Here is a 19,974-nt window from a genome sequence, read left to right on the forward strand (position 1 = left end):
CATTTATTTATGAAATTTATTATCTTTTTATAATTTAGGGCTTCACTTTTTGTTTTTTTTGTTTTTTAAGTCAAAAAAGCACGTTAACCAACCTGGCTAACGTGCTGCTTTGTTTTCTTATTATTCTTTGCTTCCTACATTACCCGGAATACTGCGACGCCAAACGGTGGCAGCGGATAGGAAATGGAATATTCTCTTCCATCACATTCCGACTTCACCGCCTTATAGCTTGCCGGTCTGCTCTTATCTGCTTCTGTTCCGCCGAAACGCTCTTCATTGCTGTTCAGCAGAAGGTGATAGGTGCCTTTCTTCGGTACACCCACACGGTAATCATCTCTGGCTACCGGAGTCATGTTACAGACAAAGAGAAGTGAGTTCTTGCCATTCTTGCTCTTGCGGACAAAGCTGTAGATGCTTCTGTCTGCATCATCTGCATTAATCCACTCGAAACCGTTCCAGTCGCTATCCTGCTCATACATTGCCGGATATTTGCGGTAAATATGGAGCAGTTCACGGAAGTATTCATTCATCTGTCTGTGACGTGGTTCTTCCATAAGATACCAGTCTAATTCCCGTTCTTCACTCCATTCACGAAGCTGTCCGAAATCCTGTCCCATAAAGAGAAGCTTCTTACCCGGATGTCCCATCATAAAGGAGTATGCGCTCTTTAAATTGCGGAACTTGTCTTCCTCATCACCTGGCATCTTCTCCCACATGGATTTCTTCAGATGCACAACCTCATCATGAGACAGCACCAGTATGTATTTTTCAGAGCTGTTATAGCTCATGGCGAAAGTCATCTTGTGATGATTATTTTTACGGAAATACGGGTCTAAAGACATATAATCCAGGAAATCATGCATCCATCCCATATTCCATTTGTATGTGAAATTCAATCCACCCTTGTCTGCCGGTCCGGTTACCATCGGCCAGGCGGTAGATTCCTCTGCAATCATGACAGTACCGTGATTTCTTCCGGTGATTAAGGTATTGATATGGCGGAAGAATTCGATGGCTTCTAAGTTCTTGTTCTCACCATATTTATTGGCAATCCACTGTCCGTCTTTCTTGCCATAGTCAAGATATAACATGGATGCCACCGCATCTACACGGAGTCCGTCAATGTGATAATGTTCAATCCACATTAAGGCACTTCCGATTAAGAAGTTCTTTACTTCGGATTTGCCATAATCAAAAATCTTAGTACCCCACTCCGGATGTTCACCCATCCGTGGGTCAGAATATTCATATAACGGGCAGCCGTCAAAATCAGCCAGTCCGTGGGCATCCTTCGGGAAATGTGCCGGTACCCAGTCTAAGATAACGCCAATGCCATGCTTATGCAGGTAGTTTACCAGATAAACAAAATCCTCCGGCGTTCCATACCGTGAAGTTGGTGCATAGTAGCCGGTTACCTGATAGCCCCAGGAACCATCGTATGGATATTCGGAAATTCCCATTAATTCTACATGGGAATATCCCATGCCTTTAACATATTTTGTCAGTGCTTCTGCCATTTCACGGTAGGAATAGAATCCCTCATCTTCTCTTCCCGGATGGCGCATCCAGGAACCCAGATGTACCTCGTAAATTGCCATCGGCTCTGCATAGACATCTTCTGTCTGTTTCCGTTTGTCCATCCACTTATCATCTGTCCATTTGAAATGCTCAATATCAGCAATACGGGAAGCTGTTCCCGGGCGTACCTCTGCATAATTGGCGTATGGATCGGCTTTATACAATTTCCGTCCATCTGGTGTGATAATCAGATATTTGTATAGGTCTCCTAATTTTGCCTTTGGAATAAATGTTTCATAAATTCCAATTCCTGACGGCTCTAACCGCCGCATCGGATTTGCTGTCTCATCCCAGTCATTAAAAGTTCCAATGACATAGACTTCTGCAGCATGTGGTGCCCAGACATCGAAAAGAATCCCCTTTTTCTTCCTTATCTCTGCCGGATGAGCTCCCAGTTTCTTATAAATGTCATAGTGTGTTGCCTGGCCAAATAAATACATATCCAGTTCTGTGAAGTTCCCCATTTATACTACACCTCATTTCTTTCTTTCCTATTCTTCGAAATCCTTTTCATGAAGGATGACATAATCATCATCTTTGTATTTCTTTGAGAAAAATACCTTCTTAATGCTGAATTTCTCGGAATTGGCAATTGCTTCGTCCACGATTTCTTTCACCTCGGTCAGTGTGGTCGCTCTGTCTAAGCGTTGAATGTTACTAATTCTGTTGTATAGAGCAAGAACTGCCATCTCATCTATTTCATAGGTCAGTTCGTGGGCATACGATTTTGCAAAGGATACCAGCTCATCACTGGTAAATATCGGAAGTGTAATCTTCTCGGTAAATCTTTTTGCAAAAGATTCATCCCGTCCCATTGCTTTGGTGATACCCTCTCTGGTATCTTCCGCGATTACAAGGATTCCGGTGTCATCCGCTTCTAATGCCAGTGATAATTTCACAGCTGTCTCCCGGCTGATTCCTCCGATTTTTTCTATAATAAGACATCCACCGGCAACTTTCTTTAAAAGCTCCGGGATATTTTTCTGATTTAATGAAACGGCATCTATCTTTCCGACACGCTTGCCCGGCTTTCCGATTTCATTCTGGATTGCCTTCACCAGTGCGGTGGCAAGTACGGTCTTACCGCTTCCTCTTGCTCCCTGAATCAGGATGTTGCCACCTTTAATTCCCTTTTCTAAATGTTCAATGGATCCTTCCATTGCCTGACAAATCTGCGGCTCCATTCCGGATACCGGAACAAAATAAGTAAAGATAGCTTTCTGTTCCTTGGAAAGATGGGTAATCGGTTTTCTCTCTCCGATGTTATCCTCATCTAAATCCGGCTCTGCAATCTCCGGAAGTTTCTCCTCCGGCTTTGCATCCTCTGTCTCAGCTTCCGGTTCTAACTGTATATTCGGTAAGACTTCTTCTGCAGCATCGGATACTTCCTCTGCTTCTGTTGCTGCCACTTCTTCTGCTATATCGTCCGGCAGTGCAATCTCTGGGAGTTCTTCTTCCGGAGAAAGTTCTGTCATTTCTTCTGTGCCAGCCGGTTCTTCTTCATCGGCAACTGCAATACCTTCTCCTTCCGGAATCTCCATCGCATCTGCTGCATCTACAGCCAGCTCTCCGTTTTGTCCCGGTACACCGGCAGCTAGGAATTCATCGATTTTCGCATTTGCCTGGCTGATAGAATCAATCTGCTGCTGCAAAATATCATTCATATTGGCAACAAGCTGTCCGGCTTCTTCCTCCGGCAGCTTGCCTAAGTATTCTTTTTCTAATAATTCTTTGGAGGTAAGTCCTGCATCCAGCTGCGGAATTACATCTGCAAGACGTTCCATGATATCTCCGGCTTCTGCTAATGCCTTTGCCTTGGCAGATTCTAACTTCTGCTGCTCCGCTTCCTGTAATGCTTTCTCTGCGGCACGCTTGGTCTTCTCCCACTCCTCTAAAATATCCTGTATGCTCATCTGTCCGGTAATCTGTGCTTCTAATGCACTCTTCTCCGGGACTACCATACGCATCTGACCATCATAATCTTCGCCTAACATCTCCTGGAAATTAATTTTCAGGGAGCCATCGATTTCTTCATCGGTTGGGATATCCGCAAAACGCTCTTTCTGTGCTTCTTCATCCTGTGGGAGCTGTAAATAAGGAATCTCTTCTACAATTTTCTTGATGCCCTGCATGGTATCTGCCACTTCTTCCTTCTCTGTGGCATTCATAATCTGCTGCATGCTGCGGGCTAATTCTTCCTGCAGGTTTACCGTATTAAACTTCTCTGCATTGGTGGTTACCGGTTTAATCTGTACTGGCTCCTTGATAATCTCACCGGATTCCAGATAATCCTCCGGCCGCACTTCCACGATTCCGTCCTTACGCTGTTTAAACTGGCGGTACTTGTCCTCCTGTGCCCGGTTTAATGGCTGATAAAGCATCTTTAATTCCAGTGCTTTCTCTACATATGGACCATCGCCAAACCAGAGAATCAGTTCATCACAGGCATTGATACATTCTTCGCTGCGTCCCGCCTGATGATATAAATATGCCAATTCAAATGCCCATTTCTCGGTATATTCCTGTTCCTTTAATTCTTCGAGAATCTGAATTAAAACATCCAGTCCTGCACCCTTTGCTTTATTCATCTCATAACGGAGAATATATTTCAAATTATCATGGGGTGCAATCTCTACAAACTCATCATAATATTCCTGTGCTTCATCAAATTCCTTGGTTTTAATGGCAATCTCTGCCAGCTTATAGATAATCATTCGTCCGATAGGAGAACGGTCATATGCCATCAGAAGGATCTCTTTTGCTTCATCATAACGACCAATCTGTGCATAAATATCTCCGGCTTTCATCAGTGCGTTGACATTACGGACCTTTCGCCAGTTGATACTGTCAGCAATTTCAGCAGCTTCTGTATACTGCTTCTTCGCCATCAGATTTTTTATTTCATCTAGTTTTAATTTGTATTCATATTTATCCAAAATATGTCACCTCAATATCTATTTCAAGTAAACTTAAATTCATCTTTTTTCGTCAGGGTATACTGACCCCAATTATTGTTTTAAGTGTACCATAAGGGGTGCCTTCTGTCAAAAATAATCGAACCGGCACGACGGACTTTTTCATGTTTAAAAAAGAATGTGCCTTGCACATTCTCGCGCCTGCGGCGGTCGCTTGCGACATCTACCTTATACGCCGCAGTGCTCAGCCTTGCGGAGCGTTTTTTACTTTACAGGAAAGCAATTTCCTATAAAGTAAAAAATCCGAAGAATCATAACATTTTATCTGCTATGATTCTCCGGATTATTTATTTCCTTACCAGAATTTACTTTTTCTCTTTTTTCTTTAAGGATGGAATATGAAGTTCCTTTTTCTCAGAGGCTTCCTCTACCGGCCCCTCCAGATGTACGATTTCATTGGTCTTTTCATCGACTTTTTCCAGGCGGATATACTCATCCGTATCCTCCGGCAGTTTTCGTTTCCGCAGACAATAATCCACGGTCTTATCGATAATATAATAGATGACCGCAAAGGTCGGAACGCCCAGTATCATTCCGCCGATTCCAAAGAGTCCGCCGCCTACCATGATGGCAAATACCACCCAGAAGGAATTCAGTCCGGTGGAATCTCCTAAAATCTTCGGTCCGATAATATTTCCATCTACCTGCTGCAAAATAAATATAAATATCAGGAAATAGATTCCCTTAATCGGATCTGCCAGTGCGATGATAATAACGCTCGGTATTGCTCCGATAAAAGGGCCAAAAAACGGAATAATGTTGGTCAATCCCACGAATACGGAAACCAGCAGGGTATATGGCATCTTCATAATCAGAAGACAGATATAACATAATACGCCGATAATGGCGGAATCCAATAATTTACCGGAAATAAATCCACCGAATATTTCATTGCTCTTCCGGAATGTGTCAATAATTACATTGCCCCGCACCGGTTTGAAAATGGCATATACAATCTTTTTGGACTGACCGATAAATTTCTCCTTCGTCATCAGCACATAAACGGATACGATAAGTCCGATGATTGCATTCATCAGCACCTTAACCATATTGATTACACCACTGGTAATGGATGTAATGTAGGTCTGGATGTTTGGCAGGAAAGACTCCTTTACCCAGTTTTCAAGGTACGTTACCATATCCATCATGTTCGTTTCTAAGGACTGTATGATTTCATTATCTGAATTTGTCAGTCCATTGAACCAGTCAATAAATGAATCCACCTGCTTTGGCAGGGAATTTACCATTCCAGAAATACTGCTGATTAACTGCGGAATCATCATGGCAAACAGCAGGATTACAATTAATACAAAGACAACTACCGCTCCACCGGTTGCAATACTCCTTGCAATCTTCCTGCACTTCTTCTCTTTCTGCACTCTTGGTTCTAAGAAATGCAGCAAATGCTTTTCAAAGAATTTCATAATTGGATTAATGAGGTATGCAATCACAAGTCCGAAGGTAATCGGCTGTAATACCCTCATTATAGTGTCCCAGCCCTTTGAGACACCATTGTACCGGTATATCATAAAGAAAAACATTGTGCAGCAGCAGAACAGTACAAATACCAGCACTGCAAGGCTGATGTACCAGCGCATCCCATGTTCTGTTTTCCCGCTCTTTTTCTTATCTTCTTCCATTCCGTTCTCCTTCTTTTTCCGGAATTTTATTTCCGGTTATAGTTAATGAGGCATCCTTTACGGATAATCTCTCTCTCCTCGTCAGTAAGGTCACCCAAGGTTAATGAGAACTCGGTTAACTGTCCGTCTTTTACGGCATACGCTTTTACTTCCGGAGCTTTCTCTTCTACTGCTTTGCGGATTTCCGGTACAAAGAGATAGTCTCCGTTGGCAAATGGCAGTTCTCCTTCTTTGATGATAAATGGAAGCATACCCCAGTTAATCAGGTTGGAACGATAACGCTTGGTTGCATATTCGTTGGCAATGTTTGCCCAGCCGCCTAATACTTTCTGGCAGGATGCTGCCTGCTCACGGGCAGAACCGTCGCCTGGTTTTACTGCAAAAATGGTACTTCCGATTCCGGTATTCTCTTCATTGATATCCGGGAACTGTGTACGGATTGCATCTACAGCTGCCTTTAATTCCGGCAGCACTGCGTATGGCTCTTCGCCTGCTTCTCTTGCCGCTTCTGCCTTCTGTACTTCTTTCGCACGTCCAACGTATGCAGGGTCTTTTCTGGAAAGTGTGAACTCTGCCAGTCCCAGCGGGTTAGAACGGTAAGAAGATGTCTCTCCGGAAGGAATCAGCTCATCGGTTGTAGTTACCGGATCATGAATCTCGGATACTACCTTTAAGATGAGGTTATCGGTTAATGCTACCATCTTTGGCCAGTCTTTGATGTTTGGTCCCATCTGGATTTCTACAGATGGATCTGCTACACCATGGCTGTCAAAGACACGGTTCTCATATATGGTCTTATCAAAGAAATATTTCGGCTTGCTGAAGTTTACATCCACATCAGTTGCTGCGGTTAAATATCCCTTGTTTGCTGCGGTTGCTGCAATAGAACGGGCATCCATCAATGCTACGGATGCAATCTGGCCGTTCTGTACCTTGGAACCTTCACGATTCGGGAAGTTTCTGGTAGAGTGACGGATGGAGAATGCATTGTTAGCAGGTGTATCTCCTGCGCCGAAACATGGTCCGCAGAATGCAGTCTTAACGATTGCTCCTGTCTCCATTAATTTCGCTACAGCTCCGTTTTTCACCAGTTCCATGTAAATCGGGGTACTTGCCGGATATACGCTTAGGGTAAATTCATCCGGTCCGATGCTGCTTCCCGCTAAGATGTCTGCTGCATCACAGATATTTTCAAATCCACCACCGGCACAGCCTGCGATGATTCCCTGGTCTACATATAGTTTTCCATTGCGGACTTTATCCTTAAGATTTAAGTCTACTGCTCCATTGAAGCTTACCTGTGCTTTCTTCTCGCAGTCATCCAAGATGTCCATAAGGTTTGCATTCAGTTCTTCAATGGTATAGGTATTGCTTGGGTGGAATGGCATTGCAATCATTGGACGGATGGTGCTTAAGTCAATTTCAATCATGCCATCATAGTAAGCAACCTGTCCCGGATTTAATTCTTTGTATTCTTCTACTCTTCCGTGAATGTCATAGAATTCTTTCACTTTCTCATCAGTTGCCCAGATAGAGGAAAGACAGGTAGTCTCTGTGGTCATTACGTCTACGCCGATACGGTAATCTACGCTTAAGTTTGCAACACCAGGTCCTACGAATTCCATTACTTTATTCTTTACATAGCCATTGGCAAATACTTCACCGATGATTGCCAGTGCGATATCCTGCGGCCCAACGCCTTTTACCGGTTCTCCGGTTAAATATACGGCTACAACGCCCGGCATATTGATATCATAAGTCTGCTCTAAAAGCTGTTTTACAAGCTCCGGTCCACCTTCGCCCATTGCCATGGTTCCCAGTGCTCCGTAACGGGTATGGGAATCAGAACCAAGAATCATTTTTCCGCCGCCTGCAAGCATTTCACGGGCAAACTGGTGAATAACTGCCTGATGAGGTGGTACATAGATTCCGCCGTATTTCTTTGCACAGGTCAGTCCAAACATGTGGTCATCTTCGTTGATGGTTCCACCTACTGCACAAAGGCTGTTATGACAGTTGGTCAGTACATAAGGAATTGGAAACTTTTCCAGTCCGGATGCTCTGGCTGTCTGGATAATTCCAACATATGTAATGTCATGGGAAGTCAGCTTATCAAATTTGATTTTCAGCTTCTCCATGCTGCCAGATGTGTTGTGGTCCTTTAAAATACCGTATGCAATGGTATTTTTTGCTGCTTCTTCTTTGCTTACCGCAGTGCCTGTCATGGATGCAATAGCTGCGGATGCTTCGCTATTGTCTTCTACTACGGTACATCCGTTTACGAGATATGCCCCTGTCTCATGTAACTTCATGAATGTTTCCTCCTGTTTTCTGAACTGATTACTATTTTATACCTCTTCCTATATAGGAAGAAATCGGCGGGGAAAAAGCCACCGCCGATACTCTTTTTCTAATTCGTTATTATAAAGAAACGTCTGTTAAAAATCAACCCTTTTCAAGGATTCCCCACGGTTTGCAAGGTTCCTTATTATGCCAGTGGAAAGGTAATGGTAACAGAGAATAAATCACCGTCCAGAGTTACTTCAAAGGTTCCGCCCATAATCGTGGTAAGATTCTGGGCAATGGAAAGTCCCAGTCCGCTTCCTTCCGTGGTTCTGGATTCGTCTCCTCTTGCAAAACGCTCCGTCAGCTCTGCCGCACTTCCATGCAGTGGCTGCTCGGAAATATTTTTAATAGAGAAGATTACCTTCTGCTCTGATGTCTCCATGGTCACATAGACTCTGGTGTGTGCCATGGCATATTTTGCCACGTTGTTATAAAGATTCTCTACCACGCGCCAGATTCGTCTGCCGTCCGCCATAATGACAACGGATTCCTTCGGCAGCTTTGTAATCGTAGTCAAGTCCTTCGTTTCAAACTTCTCATTAAATTCACCTGCAGTCTGGTAAATCAGTTCCACAAAATTAATTCTTGTCATCTGAAGTGTTATATTTCCAGAGCTGATTCGCGATGCCTCTACCAGATCTTCTGTAAGCTGCCTTAACCGCTGGGATTTTTCTTCCAGTACATTCAGATAATTCTGCATCCGCTCACTTTCCGGCTTCTCCATTTTCATGAGGTTTACATAATTCAAAATAGAAGTCAGCGGTGTCTTGATATCATGGGATACATTGGTGATTAAGTCTGCCTTCATACGCTCGTTTTTGGTATTCTCTTCCACCACAAGATGCAGGCTGTCTCCAATGCTGTTTACTGCCTCTGCCAGCTTTTTGCTGTCGCTGTGAAGATTCTCTAACGGAATCTTATAGGATAAATCTCCTTCCGTAATCTGTCTGATTCCCTTCATGATTTCCTGCTTCTGTACTACATCCCGGAGATAGATTACACCGATAACAATAATCTGAAGTGCCAGAAGAATTCCACCTAACAAATGTCTTCTTGTAAAGAACTGATACGCCAAAAACAAAAATAACAACGCATTAAATACAAAGGTAACAATGACACGCACCGATGCTTTCCATGTTCCAAGTACTCGCAAAGTGCTGACATATACCCAGTTGGTAAAGCTGTATTCCCAGAACACGCCGGCTTTCATACGCCTTATAACACTGGTATAGAAAATCTGGAACACGCCGTCATAGATAAAGGAAATCACTCCTACTACCACAAGCATTCCCGGAATATCCCACTCATAGGATGCCGCAGAAAAGCTTAAAACCAATATCAGCACAGAAAATACAATAAATATCAAAAAGAAAAATTCCGTCTTAATATGGTCAATCCAGTTTAAATGAATCTTATCATCCTTATGATTACGTCCTGCTGCAAGAGTCAGATAAACCAGTGTTACAATCCAGCCCAAAAGACTTACCACAATGGTTACAATCGAAATCATGCCCCAGGGATGCAGCGTCATAAATTCCGATTTTGCTATTGTAAATCCATCTTCATTTGGGAATGTGGTATCTACTGCCACCAGAAAGACTGCATTATTTCCTATGCCGGACATGGTTCCATCAATGTATTTGTAATAATAATCTTCCATTCCCTTTACATTGCTGCGGAATTTCAAATCTTTATCATTACAGTAGAGATAGCTTCCCTTTTCTTTTCCGTAATCCAAAAGGTTATGTGCTTTGTCTCCGAATACATAAGAGGTAATATCTTCTTCCGTATCCTCTAACATATTTGTGTAGATAACCTGCTCATTTTCAATAAAGACATAAGATAAATTCGTCTCAGAATCATCAAATTCATTCAGTGCTTTCCGGTAGGCAGTTTCTTCCTGGCCGATACGATCCAAGGTCTTTGCCAGTGCCTGATACAGCTCCTGGCCTTCCTCTTCCGTAAGCCTGCCCTCCTGTATGCCCTGGGCAATGGAAATACCGCTCTGTGGCAGGTATTTTTCCTCGATTTTATCGGCATACTGCACATATCCTTCCTTCGACCATGCCACCAGGTCACTTAAGGTATAATTTTCAAACTGTGCCTTGTCATTTTCCCCGTCATATTCTTCTGTGCCGGAGATACTGCTGTCATCATACATCCAGTATGCTGAAGCACCATTCCTCACCAGTGTCATGGTATAGCTTTCTTCTGTATCGTTACGGATAATGCCGCTTCTTGCGTATTTGATAACATTGACCGGTTTCTCTGAATCGTATTCCCCGTTGGTCTCAAAATTTTTCCGGGTCATTAAGAAATTAGTCAGTTCCGTTACCTTCTGCTCATAGACATAGCTGTAGTAACTGGAATCCACATAGCTCTGATTCGTCAGATTATCCATGTCTATCATGTGCTTTCCGTTTAATGCCGCTACCATAAAGACGGACATCAGCAGCAGGACAGAAAACAGTAACTGCAGGAGAATAATGGTATTTTTCCATACATTTCCATAGTGTCTGTTCTTCATATTTGCTTTCCTTCGTTAATTCTTCTCAACTTTATATCCAACGCCCCATACTACTTTTAAGTATCTTGGCTCCTTCGGATTAATTTCAATCTTTTCACGGATATGACGGATATGAACAGCAACGGTGTTATCTGCACCAATTGCATCTTCATTCCAGATATTTTCATAAATTTGTTCAATAGAAAATACTTTACCCTGATTCTTTACCAGAAGCAGAAGAATATTATATTCAATCGGAGTAAGCTTCACTAATTCACCATCCACGGTGACTTCTTTCAAATCATCATTAATCATAAGACCGCCAACCTGATATACTGTCTCATTGCTTTCGCTGACATTGCCAAGCTGGGTATAACGGCGAAGCTGTGATTTTACTCTTGCTACCAGTTCCAGCGGGTTAAATGGCTTGGTCACATAATCATCAGCACCGATGTTAAGTCCTAAGATTTTATCAGAATCCTCGGATTTTGCTGATAAAATAATAATTGGAATGCTGCTTTCCTCCCGAATCTTTAAAGTTGCCCGGATACCATCCAGTTTCGGCATCATGACATCAATAATCAAAAGATGCACCTCATTTTTCTTAAGCATATCCAGTGCCTGTTCTCCATCATATGCTTTCAAGACATGATAGCCTTCCTGTTGCAAGTAAATCTCGATTGCTTCTACAATTTCTTTATCATCATCACATACCAGTATATTCATTTCGTCCTCCTGTCCTCATGCTCTATCTTTACTGATTTTTGAATACTTCATACTGCGAACACATAAACTACCTCATAATTATCTATAGCGTATCAGATTTTTCTTAATAGGAAAAGCGTACTTTTCTTAAAAAACATTTAAAATTGTGTTATACTATATTAAATTCGTATCTTTCATAGCATTTTGTTGTGAAAATATCTGTTTTATGATTGATTATTTTTGAAAGGATTGTTTATGAAGAAGCATTATACCTTTATTCCTTTAAAGGAAAAAGATTTATCCTCCTTCCGGAAAGCATTAATCAGCAGCCTGTGGTTCCGCCCCTGTGCCTGCCTGCTTGCCCTGATTGTCATTGGCATTATCGGTTACCGGAAGCTTGCGGTGCTCACCAGTGAGATGTATTTTCTCATTCTCTATGGAATTGCTGCCGGTTTCATTCTCTACCGCATGATACGAGAACTTGCCAATCTGCATCAGGTCAGCACCCTGCGTAAATCCAGCCTGCTTCCTTTTATTCATACTGCCAAAGAAGACGATACCTTCTATTCGGAGGAATTATCCGGCGGGTTTATTATCCAGACCGAGCCAATTAATCTGGTAGAGTTATCTACCAGCAAAGAAGTACTCGCTGAACTTGCCGCCAACTGCGAAACTCAGAATCCACTCTTTGCTTATCTGGAATCCTGCATCAACAGCGGTGATGAAAAATTAATAAACAAAGGCGTCATCTATATTGAGATTATTAAAAAACAATTGGAAAAAGGAAATGTGGATATTCTTGCCACATATGACAAATTAAAAAATTGCAGGGAGGAACTTCTCTAAAGTCCTTCCTGCAATTTGGTTTACGTAGTTCTATTTCTTTTTGTTATCTTTTTCTTTTGCTTTCCACTTGAAGTACTCTGCATCCAGATCCACCGTAACTTCCGGAATCTCTTTCTTTCCTTCGGCCGCATCTTCCTCCGGTTCTTCATCCTCTAAAGGAATTCCGGCTTTCTTAAAGTATTCCGGATTAATCCGGATTTCCGGCTTGATTGCCTGATATGAGGATTTCTTTTCTTCCCTCGGCTCTTTCTTCTCTTTTTCACGTTCCTTTTCCAGTTCGTGGTTACGTTCTTCGATTAATTTCAGATACTTTTCGGTATCTACCATATCCTGAAGCTGGCTCTTAAGCTCTGACTGGTTCTCCCGGATAACCACCTTCTGGGTCTTCATATCATCCTGGGCCTTCTTCAGAATATCCTGAAGGGCATCTGTTGTATCCTGCATAATATGCTGTACCCGCTGAAGGGCATCATCGGTATACAACACAGCGGCTGCATAGACATCTTCAGCATTCCGGCTTGCTTTAAAAATCATGGCATCGCCTTTTTTGCGTGCCTCCCGTTCTGCCTTGTCCCTGCTCTGCTGCGTCACTTCATATTCATCCATCATCTCGTAAATACAGGCATTCAGATGATTGAGATATTCAAACATTTTCTTCTTCTCAACAATAATCTTCTCACCGGTATTGTCATAAAGTTCACTTCTGGATATTAATACATGTATATCCCGTAATACCCTCTCCAGTTTGTCCTGTGTACTCATGATATTCTCCCTTCACCTTGGCTATATATATCGTACAATGTCCGAGCCTGTCTCTGCAAGACCTAATTCCACCGGTTCTTCTCCCGCTGCTTCTAACAGTTCTACCACCCGGTCTGTATCTTCTTCTGCCACCAGTATCAGCATTCCAATTCCCATATTAAAAATATTTCTCATCTGCTCTTTGCTGATATTACCATCTTTATGCAGCATATCGTAAAGTGGTGGAATATCTTCTTCCCGCTGCTTTATCACTGCACCGGCAGCATTATGCATCAGAGTATGTACTGCCTTATCAATACCTCCATGAGCCACCTGTACGCAGGATTTGATTTCTATCTCACTCTGAAGCAATGCTTCCATGGCATCCCGGTACATACGGGTCGGTGCCAGAAGCAGATCTCCTAACGTAGAACCCAATGATTCATAATAGATTTCCATAGAAGTCTTCGTCAGATATAATTTTCTCCTGGCTGCCACATAGCCGTTATTATGAAGTCCATTGGATGGAAGTCCAATAATAACATCTCCAGCTTTCACCGGTGCTATTCCTATTTTCTTCTTTTTCTCTACAACTCCGGCAATAAAGCCAACCAGATCATACTGGTCATAGGAGAAAATATCGGAAAGCTCCTTAATTTCACTTCCGGCATAAGTCACATTTCCCTGCCGGCAGCCATTTTCCATACCCTCTTCCATGTCCCGGATATATTCAAACTTGGGACGGGCACAGGAAATATTGTCATAAAAAAGAAGCGGTTTTGCTCCCATGGCATACATATCATTGATACAGACAGCTGCACAATCATAACCTACCGTGTTAAATCTCGACATTTCCGAAGCCAGCAGCAATTTTCCACTTACCGCATTAGTTCTTGATACCAGAATCGGCTCATCATATTTTAAGAACTCTCCCAAAGGTATTTCATTTGTCAATTCTTTTAAGTCAAACTTATCTCGCACTCTCTAACTACTCCAAACTTTTTTCATCTGTTCTATAGCATACCACACTTCCACTCATGTGTTAACTTTTTTTCAATTTTCTTCTGCGGATGCGGCGTATGACCTTGACAATCAATACAATTATGAAAATCAGAACAAGGAGTACCACAAGAACAACTCCCACAATCATTGCTGCATATTTATTCGGATTTTTCAGTCTTGCGCCAAGGCTCTTATCATCATCTACCACCTTGCGGTCATGAAGTCCGTTATAATATTCCGGCATCTCTGCAATACCATTTTCTCCTTCTTCAAAGGATTCCATATAGCGGGCAATGGATACCCATGCCTTTAATTCCTGGTCACCATCATAAATAATGCAGTCTTCAAAATCTTCTACTTTACTTCCATCTGCATTCTTTGGCACAATGGAAAGCAGTCCATATGACATATCCGTTACTGCACTAAGCATCTGGCCGCTGTAAAGGTCAGCTACGACGCAGTATAATTTGTCATCTTCAATTTCTTCTCTCTTATCATCCTTCGTCAGATATACATCTGTTACCCGGTTTAGTATCAGACGGTTCGGATTATAGGTCATATTCAGTCCGGAGCAGTAAAGTCTTGCTGTTGTCATATAATCGGAAATGGAAGCATCAATCTCTGCTACCGTTTTTAATTCTTTTCCGGTCAGGTATACCTTAATCAGCGGGTAACCCGGCACGCCATCTGCCCCGATTCCAAGGGAAAAGGAGTTAAAGACATCTGTTACCGTAACATCCCCCGGCACATAGGTATCACGGACAGTTCCGCTTGGAACGACTGCCACATCAATTTCTTCGCCGTCATAATCCTTCGTATGGGTTGCCCCATAAATATAAGCATCCGCCATGAGATCCCCCAGATTGTGCTCCGTATGTTCCTCATACAAATCATCTACAGATGCAAATTCATATTCATTCTCACATAATACTTCCGATGCAGTATATCCAAACTGTTTTAAATATACTTCATCAATATTGGCTTCGAAAGTATCTATCTTCTCCTGGGCTGCTTCATCTGCCTCTATATCCGGCCGGATTGGAATAAGCTTATAATCTTCTACCTCCCAGCGTCCTTCCTTATTCTGTGCTAAATGCATGGTTCCAACATTGATTCCATACTCTCCGGCAGAAACAATTGCAGTATTTCCCTGTATAATCGGCTCTTCCAATGTGGTATGGGTATGTCCGCTGATGATAACATCCAGCTCCGGCACTGCCTTTGCAAGAAGTTCATCCTCGGATTTCTTTGGGTCTTCACTGGTTCCACTGTGGGAGAGGCAGACTATCATATCCACATCTTCTTTTTCCTTTATGGTTGCCACAGTCTCCTTCACCGCCTCGATTGGGTCTTTAAACTCAAGAGCACAGGTTGGTGCACAGGAAAGGGAATCCTTGCCGAATACTCCAAGTAATGCGATTTTTACACCGCCCTTCTCGATGACTTCATAATCCTTTACACCATAATGATCAAAGGCATCTTTTAAAAGCTGTCTCTCATCATTCATCTCTGACCAGTCAACATTACAGACCAGCAGGGACGGCACTACATCACCACTGGCTGCCGCTGTATCAAGCATCTGCGCTAAGCCTTTGCTTCGATAATCAAATTCATGGTTTCCAAAGGTCGTTGCATCATAGCCAAGATAGCCTAACATCCGAAGCTCAGATGCCTCTTCTTCATAAACTGTCTGGAACAGTGTTCCCATGGAAAAATCACCACCGTCTACCACCAGCGTATCCGGATTTTCTTCCTTCTTCTCATCAATGACTGTTTTGATTCGTGCGAATCCGCCTGCTTCCACATTTTCTCCATCTACTACCGTACGGAAGCTGTTCAAATGGGAATGGGTATCATGGGTAAATACGATATCCACCGACTTCGGCTTTTCTTCTGCTGCGGATGCTGTTGTTACCTGCAGACTGCATACCCCCATGCATGCTGCCAGTAATAGTGCTTGTAGCTTTGCTCTTATTTTTTGTCCCCTCATATTGTTCTCCTTTTTTTCTATTTTAGATGCGAAAGAAATTTTTAGGGTATTGTAATTTTGTTTTCTGGATTTATCCATTAGATTTTCTTTTAAGCAGAATACGCCTGCTTCTTTCAGACATTTTTGCTTTCTGCCGTTTTGTCTTTCCGGTTGCTTTGACCGGATACTTCCGACTGTCCGTCTGCTACGGATACCAACATTATGTCTGCAAGGGACTCTAAGAATTTCGATATACAATCTATATTTTGCGGCAACCGGCGCAAATTCACATCCATGTTCAGTTGCGCCTCGCTGGCACGTCCCTGCGCCAGCGTTGCCGGTTGCTGTCGAAATTCTAAGAGTCCCTAACAGACTGCATAAATGGTATCCGTATGCAGACGAACCGCCGGAAGTATACTATCAAACATTGGAAAGACAGGACGCTATAAGAAAAATAAAAATGTCTGAATTAGAAGCAGCTGTGTTCTGCTTTTGGAAATCGTTGGATAAATCCAGAAAACGAAAACAATACATAAAATCTCTTCCGTATCGAAATTCGTTTAAATACGGACTAACTCGTAGTTACGGGTTCCAAGTCCGATTTTTTCTGCATGCTCTACACAGGATTCCCAGTTGGTATCCGGATGCACCATATGAAAATGGTCTTTCTCATGAACATGCTGCATCTGTTCTTCCAATACACTGCCGTGTACTATCGGCTGCTTATTGCAGGCATCTGCGCAAGCCATGTCCAGTGCTACCGGATCGAAGGATGCAAACATTCCTACATCCGGGATGATAGGAATATCATTTTCTGGATGGCAGTCGCAGTTCGGTGACACATCACATACCAGCGAAATATGGAAACACGGGCGGTTCTGGCAGACTGCCTTGGAATACTCTGCAATCCGGTAATTCAAAAGATTGGATGCATCCCAGTTGGTTGGATTGACTGCGTCTTTTGGGCATACGCCGATACATCTGCCACAGCCCACACATTTATTTTCATCAATACCTGCCTTGCCATCTGTGATATGTGGTGCATCATGGGCACAGATTCTTACACAGGCTCCACAGCCTACACACAGGCTCTGGTCTACCGCCGGTTTGCCGGAGCAATGCATTTCCATTTTTCCGGCACGGGAACCACAGCCCATTCCAATATTTTTTAAAGCACCGCCAAATCCGGCCCCCTCATGTCCTTTAAAATGTGTCAGGGAAATAAATACATCTGCATCCATCACGGCTCTTCCGATTTTGGCTTCCTTCACATATTCCCCGTCTACCGGAACCAGTGCTTCGTCTGTTCCTTTCAGCCCATCTGCGATAATCACATGGCATCCGGTGGAAAATGGTGTAAATCCGTTTTCATATGCTGTATCCATATGATCCAGTGCATTCTTTCTGCTTCCTACATAAAGGGTATTGCAATCCGTAAGAAATGCTTTTCCTCCACATTCTTTTACAAGATCCACCACTACTTTGGCATAATTCGGACGCAGAAATGCAAGATTTCCTAACTCTCCGAAATGAATCTTAATTGCTGCATATTTATCTTCAAAATCAATATTTTTCATTCCAGCTGTAATACAAAGGCGACGCAGCTTCTGCAACAAATTTTCTGAGCCGCTGGTTTTAAAACTGGTATAGTATACTTTGGACGCTTCCATACGTTTTCCTCCTACTTGTTTTTACTTACTATTTACACACTTTTTATACTTCATATCATAATATAATCCGCCGCTTTTTTCAATAAAACGCAGACTGTTTTGTATCTTTGTGCGTTCCTAAAATTATTTCAGCACTCATCAAATCTGCATGCAGGTTTGAATTTTCTTCTATATATTCCACCAGAAAAAAAGCAGCATCCGGTTTCGTGGAATAAGACTTTCGCTTTTCCCCGATCGTGACGCTGCTTCTGTTATTTTTATATTGGCTACATTGCTTTTCTCTGTTCAAAATGTACTTCTGTCATCATTTCCGGATTCAGTACATGCTCTAAATCCGTTTCACTCATCAGCTTCCGTTCCAGAACGATTTCTCTTACACTCTTGTTCTCCCGGAGTGCTGTCTTTGCGATGTCGGCAGATTCCTTATATCCAAGATACGGGCAAAGTGCTGTGGAAATGCCAACACTCTTATCTACCAGACTGCGGCAGTGTGCCTCATTGGCTGTGATTCCATGTATACAATTCTTTGTCAGTGTCTCAACCGCTTCTTTTAAAGTGTCAATGGAATCAAAAAGGCTGTAAAATACCACCGGCTCAAAAGCATTCAGTTCCATCTGTCCTGCCTCTGCCGCCATGGTAATTGCTGTGTCATTTCCAATGACATGGAACGCTACCTGGCTTACCACTTCCGGAATAACCGGATTTACTTTGCCCGGCATAATAGAAGAACCATTCTGTCTTGCCGGAAGGTTAATTTCACCAAACCCGGTTCTTGGTCCAGAGGATAACAGTCTTAAATCATTACACATTTTTGAAAGGTCTACGGCGCATGCTTTCAGTGCACCGGATACCATCACGAATCCATCCAGATTCTCTGTAGCATCAAATAAATCCTCTGCCTGCTTCAGTGGATAACCGGTTATCTTTGCCAGTGTCGGCACCACGTTAGATAAATATGCCGGAGAAACATTGATGGCAGTTCCAATTGCGGTTCCCCCCAGATTTACAGTAAACATTTCACATCTTACTTCTTTCAGCCGCTCACAATCACGTTTTACCATGGTTGCATAGGCATGAAAGGTCTGTCCGAGGCGCATCGGCACTGCATCCTGAAGCTGCGTTCTTCCCATTTTTAAGATTCCATCAAATTCTGCTGCTTTAATCCGAAGCTCCCTCTCCAGTCCATCCAGTTCTGCCAGCAACGGTTTTAACAGTTCCAGCACCGTAAGTTTTCCGGCTGTTGGAATCACATCATTGGTGGACTGGGACATATTCACATGGTCATTCGGGTGAATCCGGCTATAATCACCTTTTCTTCCTCCCATCCATTCATTGGCACGGTTTGCCAGCACCTCGTTCATGTTCATATTGGCACTGGTTCCGGCGCCACCCTGAATAGCATCTACAATAAATTCATCGGCAAAACATCCACGAATCACTTCATCACAGGCTCTTATAATTGCTTCTGCCTTATCTGCCGGAAGAGCCAACGCATTCCGATTACTCTGTGCCGCTGCCTTCTTTACTTTTGCAAGGTTGCGGATAAATGCAGGATGCAGACTCTGTCCTGTAATCGGAAAATTCTGTTTTGCCCGCAAAGCCTGTACGCCATAATAAGCCTCCTTTGGCACTTCCATTGTTCCAATTGAATCGGATTCCATACGCATTTCTTCTGTCATGATGTTTCCCTCTCTCTTTCTTATTTTTTTAACCCTACTTAGTAACGCAAATAGCGTCAAGACAGTCTTATCCTGTCCTGACGCCATTGTCACAAGGGTTTGTTTTCAATTTTTATTTTTTGTTTTTTGGTTCTGTCCAAGACTAGCACTCTTTGACCAGAAGGTAAATAGTTTTAAGTCAAAACATGCTTTATATTTGTTTTTAGTGTAGTTTTGATTAATTATTTTAATATTGTTTGTTGTTTTCTTTATTTTCTTAAGTGTCTGTCTTTTCAAGCTGAATTGGAATCCGAGCTTCCAGTTTGCAAGTTTAAGTT

13 protein-coding genes are annotated in these 19,974 nt (G+C 42.7%); 1 reads left to right on the top strand and 12 read right to left on the bottom strand.

Annotated elements, in window-relative coordinates; translation table 11 throughout:
* Positions 1 to 134: 134 nt before the first annotated feature.
* The 6 genes from glgB to DWX65_RS11560 all read right to left on the bottom strand — a co-directional run bounded on the left by glgB (position 135) and on the right by DWX65_RS11560 (position 11,771).
* Complete coding sequence (gene glgB / locus DWX65_RS11535; RefSeq protein ID WP_117947292.1) at positions 135 to 2,042, bottom strand: 1,4-alpha-glucan branching protein GlgB; 1,908 nt, start codon at positions 2,040 to 2,042, stop codon at positions 135 to 137.
* Between the two features lie 27 nt (positions 2,043 to 2,069).
* Entirely contained in the window at positions 2,070 to 4,514 is a 2,445-nt protein-coding gene (locus DWX65_RS11540) for a tetratricopeptide repeat protein (RefSeq protein ID WP_117947291.1), read from the bottom strand.
* A gap of 344 nt (positions 4,515 to 4,858) precedes the next feature.
* Positions 4,859 to 6,193, bottom strand: a complete 1,335-nt coding sequence (locus DWX65_RS11545) for an AI-2E family transporter (protein WP_242997863.1) — start codon at positions 6,191 to 6,193, stop codon at positions 4,859 to 4,861.
* A gap of 26 nt (positions 6,194 to 6,219) precedes the next feature.
* Positions 6,220 to 8,505: a hydratase gene (locus DWX65_RS11550; protein WP_022242856.1), complete on the bottom strand. Its 2,286-nt coding sequence runs from the start codon at positions 8,503 to 8,505 to the stop codon at positions 6,220 to 6,222.
* Between the two features lie 176 nt (positions 8,506 to 8,681).
* Positions 8,682 to 11,066: a HAMP domain-containing sensor histidine kinase gene (locus DWX65_RS11555; RefSeq protein ID WP_117947289.1), complete on the bottom strand. Its 2,385-nt coding sequence runs from the start codon at positions 11,064 to 11,066 to the stop codon at positions 8,682 to 8,684.
* Between the two features lie 15 nt (positions 11,067 to 11,081).
* Complete coding sequence (locus DWX65_RS11560; protein WP_022242854.1) at positions 11,082 to 11,771, bottom strand: response regulator transcription factor; 690 nt, start codon at positions 11,769 to 11,771, stop codon at positions 11,082 to 11,084.
* 234 nt (positions 11,772 to 12,005) lie between these two features.
* On the opposite strand from DWX65_RS11560, the gene DWX65_RS11565 reads away from it, so the two are divergent.
* Complete coding sequence (locus tag DWX65_RS11565) at positions 12,006 to 12,596, top strand: hypothetical protein (protein WP_022242853.1); 591 nt, start codon at positions 12,006 to 12,008, stop codon at positions 12,594 to 12,596.
* 30 nt (positions 12,597 to 12,626) lie between these two features.
* Here the strand turns inward: DWX65_RS11565 and DWX65_RS11570 are convergent, their stop codons facing one another.
* The 6 genes from DWX65_RS11570 to DWX65_RS15245 all read right to left on the bottom strand — a co-directional run.
* Entirely contained in the window at positions 12,627 to 13,358 is a 732-nt protein-coding gene (locus tag DWX65_RS11570) for a hypothetical protein (RefSeq protein WP_117698888.1), read from the bottom strand.
* A 21-nt stretch (positions 13,359 to 13,379) separates the two neighbouring features.
* Entirely contained in the window at positions 13,380 to 14,318 is a 939-nt protein-coding gene (gene purM, locus DWX65_RS11575) for a phosphoribosylformylglycinamidine cyclo-ligase (protein WP_117947288.1), read from the bottom strand.
* A gap of 61 nt (positions 14,319 to 14,379) precedes the next feature.
* On the bottom strand, positions 14,380 to 16,329 hold the full coding sequence (locus DWX65_RS11580; RefSeq protein ID WP_118173479.1) for a bifunctional metallophosphatase/5'-nucleotidase: 1,950 nt from the start codon (positions 16,327 to 16,329) through the stop codon (positions 14,380 to 14,382).
* Between the two features lie 539 nt (positions 16,330 to 16,868).
* Positions 16,869 to 17,978, bottom strand: a complete 1,110-nt coding sequence (locus DWX65_RS11585) for a DUF362 domain-containing protein (protein WP_118173480.1) — start codon at positions 17,976 to 17,978, stop codon at positions 16,869 to 16,871.
* 266 nt (positions 17,979 to 18,244) lie between these two features.
* Positions 18,245 to 19,657 (bottom strand): aspartate ammonia-lyase, encoded by a 1,413-nt coding sequence (locus DWX65_RS11595; RefSeq protein WP_118173481.1) that lies wholly within the window; start codon positions 19,655 to 19,657, stop codon positions 18,245 to 18,247.
* A gap of 105 nt (positions 19,658 to 19,762) precedes the next feature.
* Positions 19,763 to 19,974, bottom strand: a 212-nt coding sequence (locus DWX65_RS15245) for a hypothetical protein (protein WP_207661134.1), incomplete at its 5' end; no start/stop codon positions are given.

The organism is Roseburia sp. AF20-18LB (assembly GCF_003461185.1).
GTDB classification, from domain to species: Bacteria; Bacillota; Clostridia; order Lachnospirales; family Lachnospiraceae; genus Roseburia_C; species Roseburia_C amylophila.

Excerpts from the sequence above, each read along its gene's own strand:
- glgB (WP_117947292.1), bottom strand. The coding sequence starts at position 2,042 with ATGGGGAACTTCACAGAACTGGATATGTATTTATTTGGCCAGGCAACA.
- DWX65_RS11545 (WP_242997863.1), bottom strand. The coding sequence starts at position 6,193 with ATGGAAGAAGATAAGAAAAAGAGCGGGAAAACAGAACATGGGATGCGC.
- DWX65_RS11550 (WP_022242856.1), bottom strand. The coding sequence starts at position 8,505 with ATGAAGTTACATGAGACAGGGGCATATCTCGTAAACGGATGTACCGTA.
- DWX65_RS11555 (WP_117947289.1), bottom strand. The coding sequence starts at position 11,066 with ATGAAGAACAGACACTATGGAAATGTATGGAAAAATACCATTATTCTC.
- DWX65_RS11560 (WP_022242854.1), bottom strand. The coding sequence starts at position 11,771 with ATGAATATACTGGTATGTGATGATGATAAAGAAATTGTAGAAGCAATC.
- DWX65_RS11565 (WP_022242853.1), top strand. The coding sequence starts at position 12,006 with ATGAAGAAGCATTATACCTTTATTCCTTTAAAGGAAAAAGATTTATCC.
- DWX65_RS11570 (WP_117698888.1), bottom strand. The coding sequence starts at position 13,358 with ATGAGTACACAGGACAAACTGGAGAGGGTATTACGGGATATACATGTA.
- DWX65_RS11580 (WP_118173479.1), bottom strand. The coding sequence starts at position 16,329 with ATGAGGGGACAAAAAATAAGAGCAAAGCTACAAGCACTATTACTGGCA.
- DWX65_RS11585 (WP_118173480.1), bottom strand. The coding sequence starts at position 17,978 with ATGGAAGCGTCCAAAGTATACTATACCAGTTTTAAAACCAGCGGCTCA.
- DWX65_RS11595 (WP_118173481.1), bottom strand. The coding sequence starts at position 19,657 with ATGACAGAAGAAATGCGTATGGAATCCGATTCAATTGGAACAATGGAA.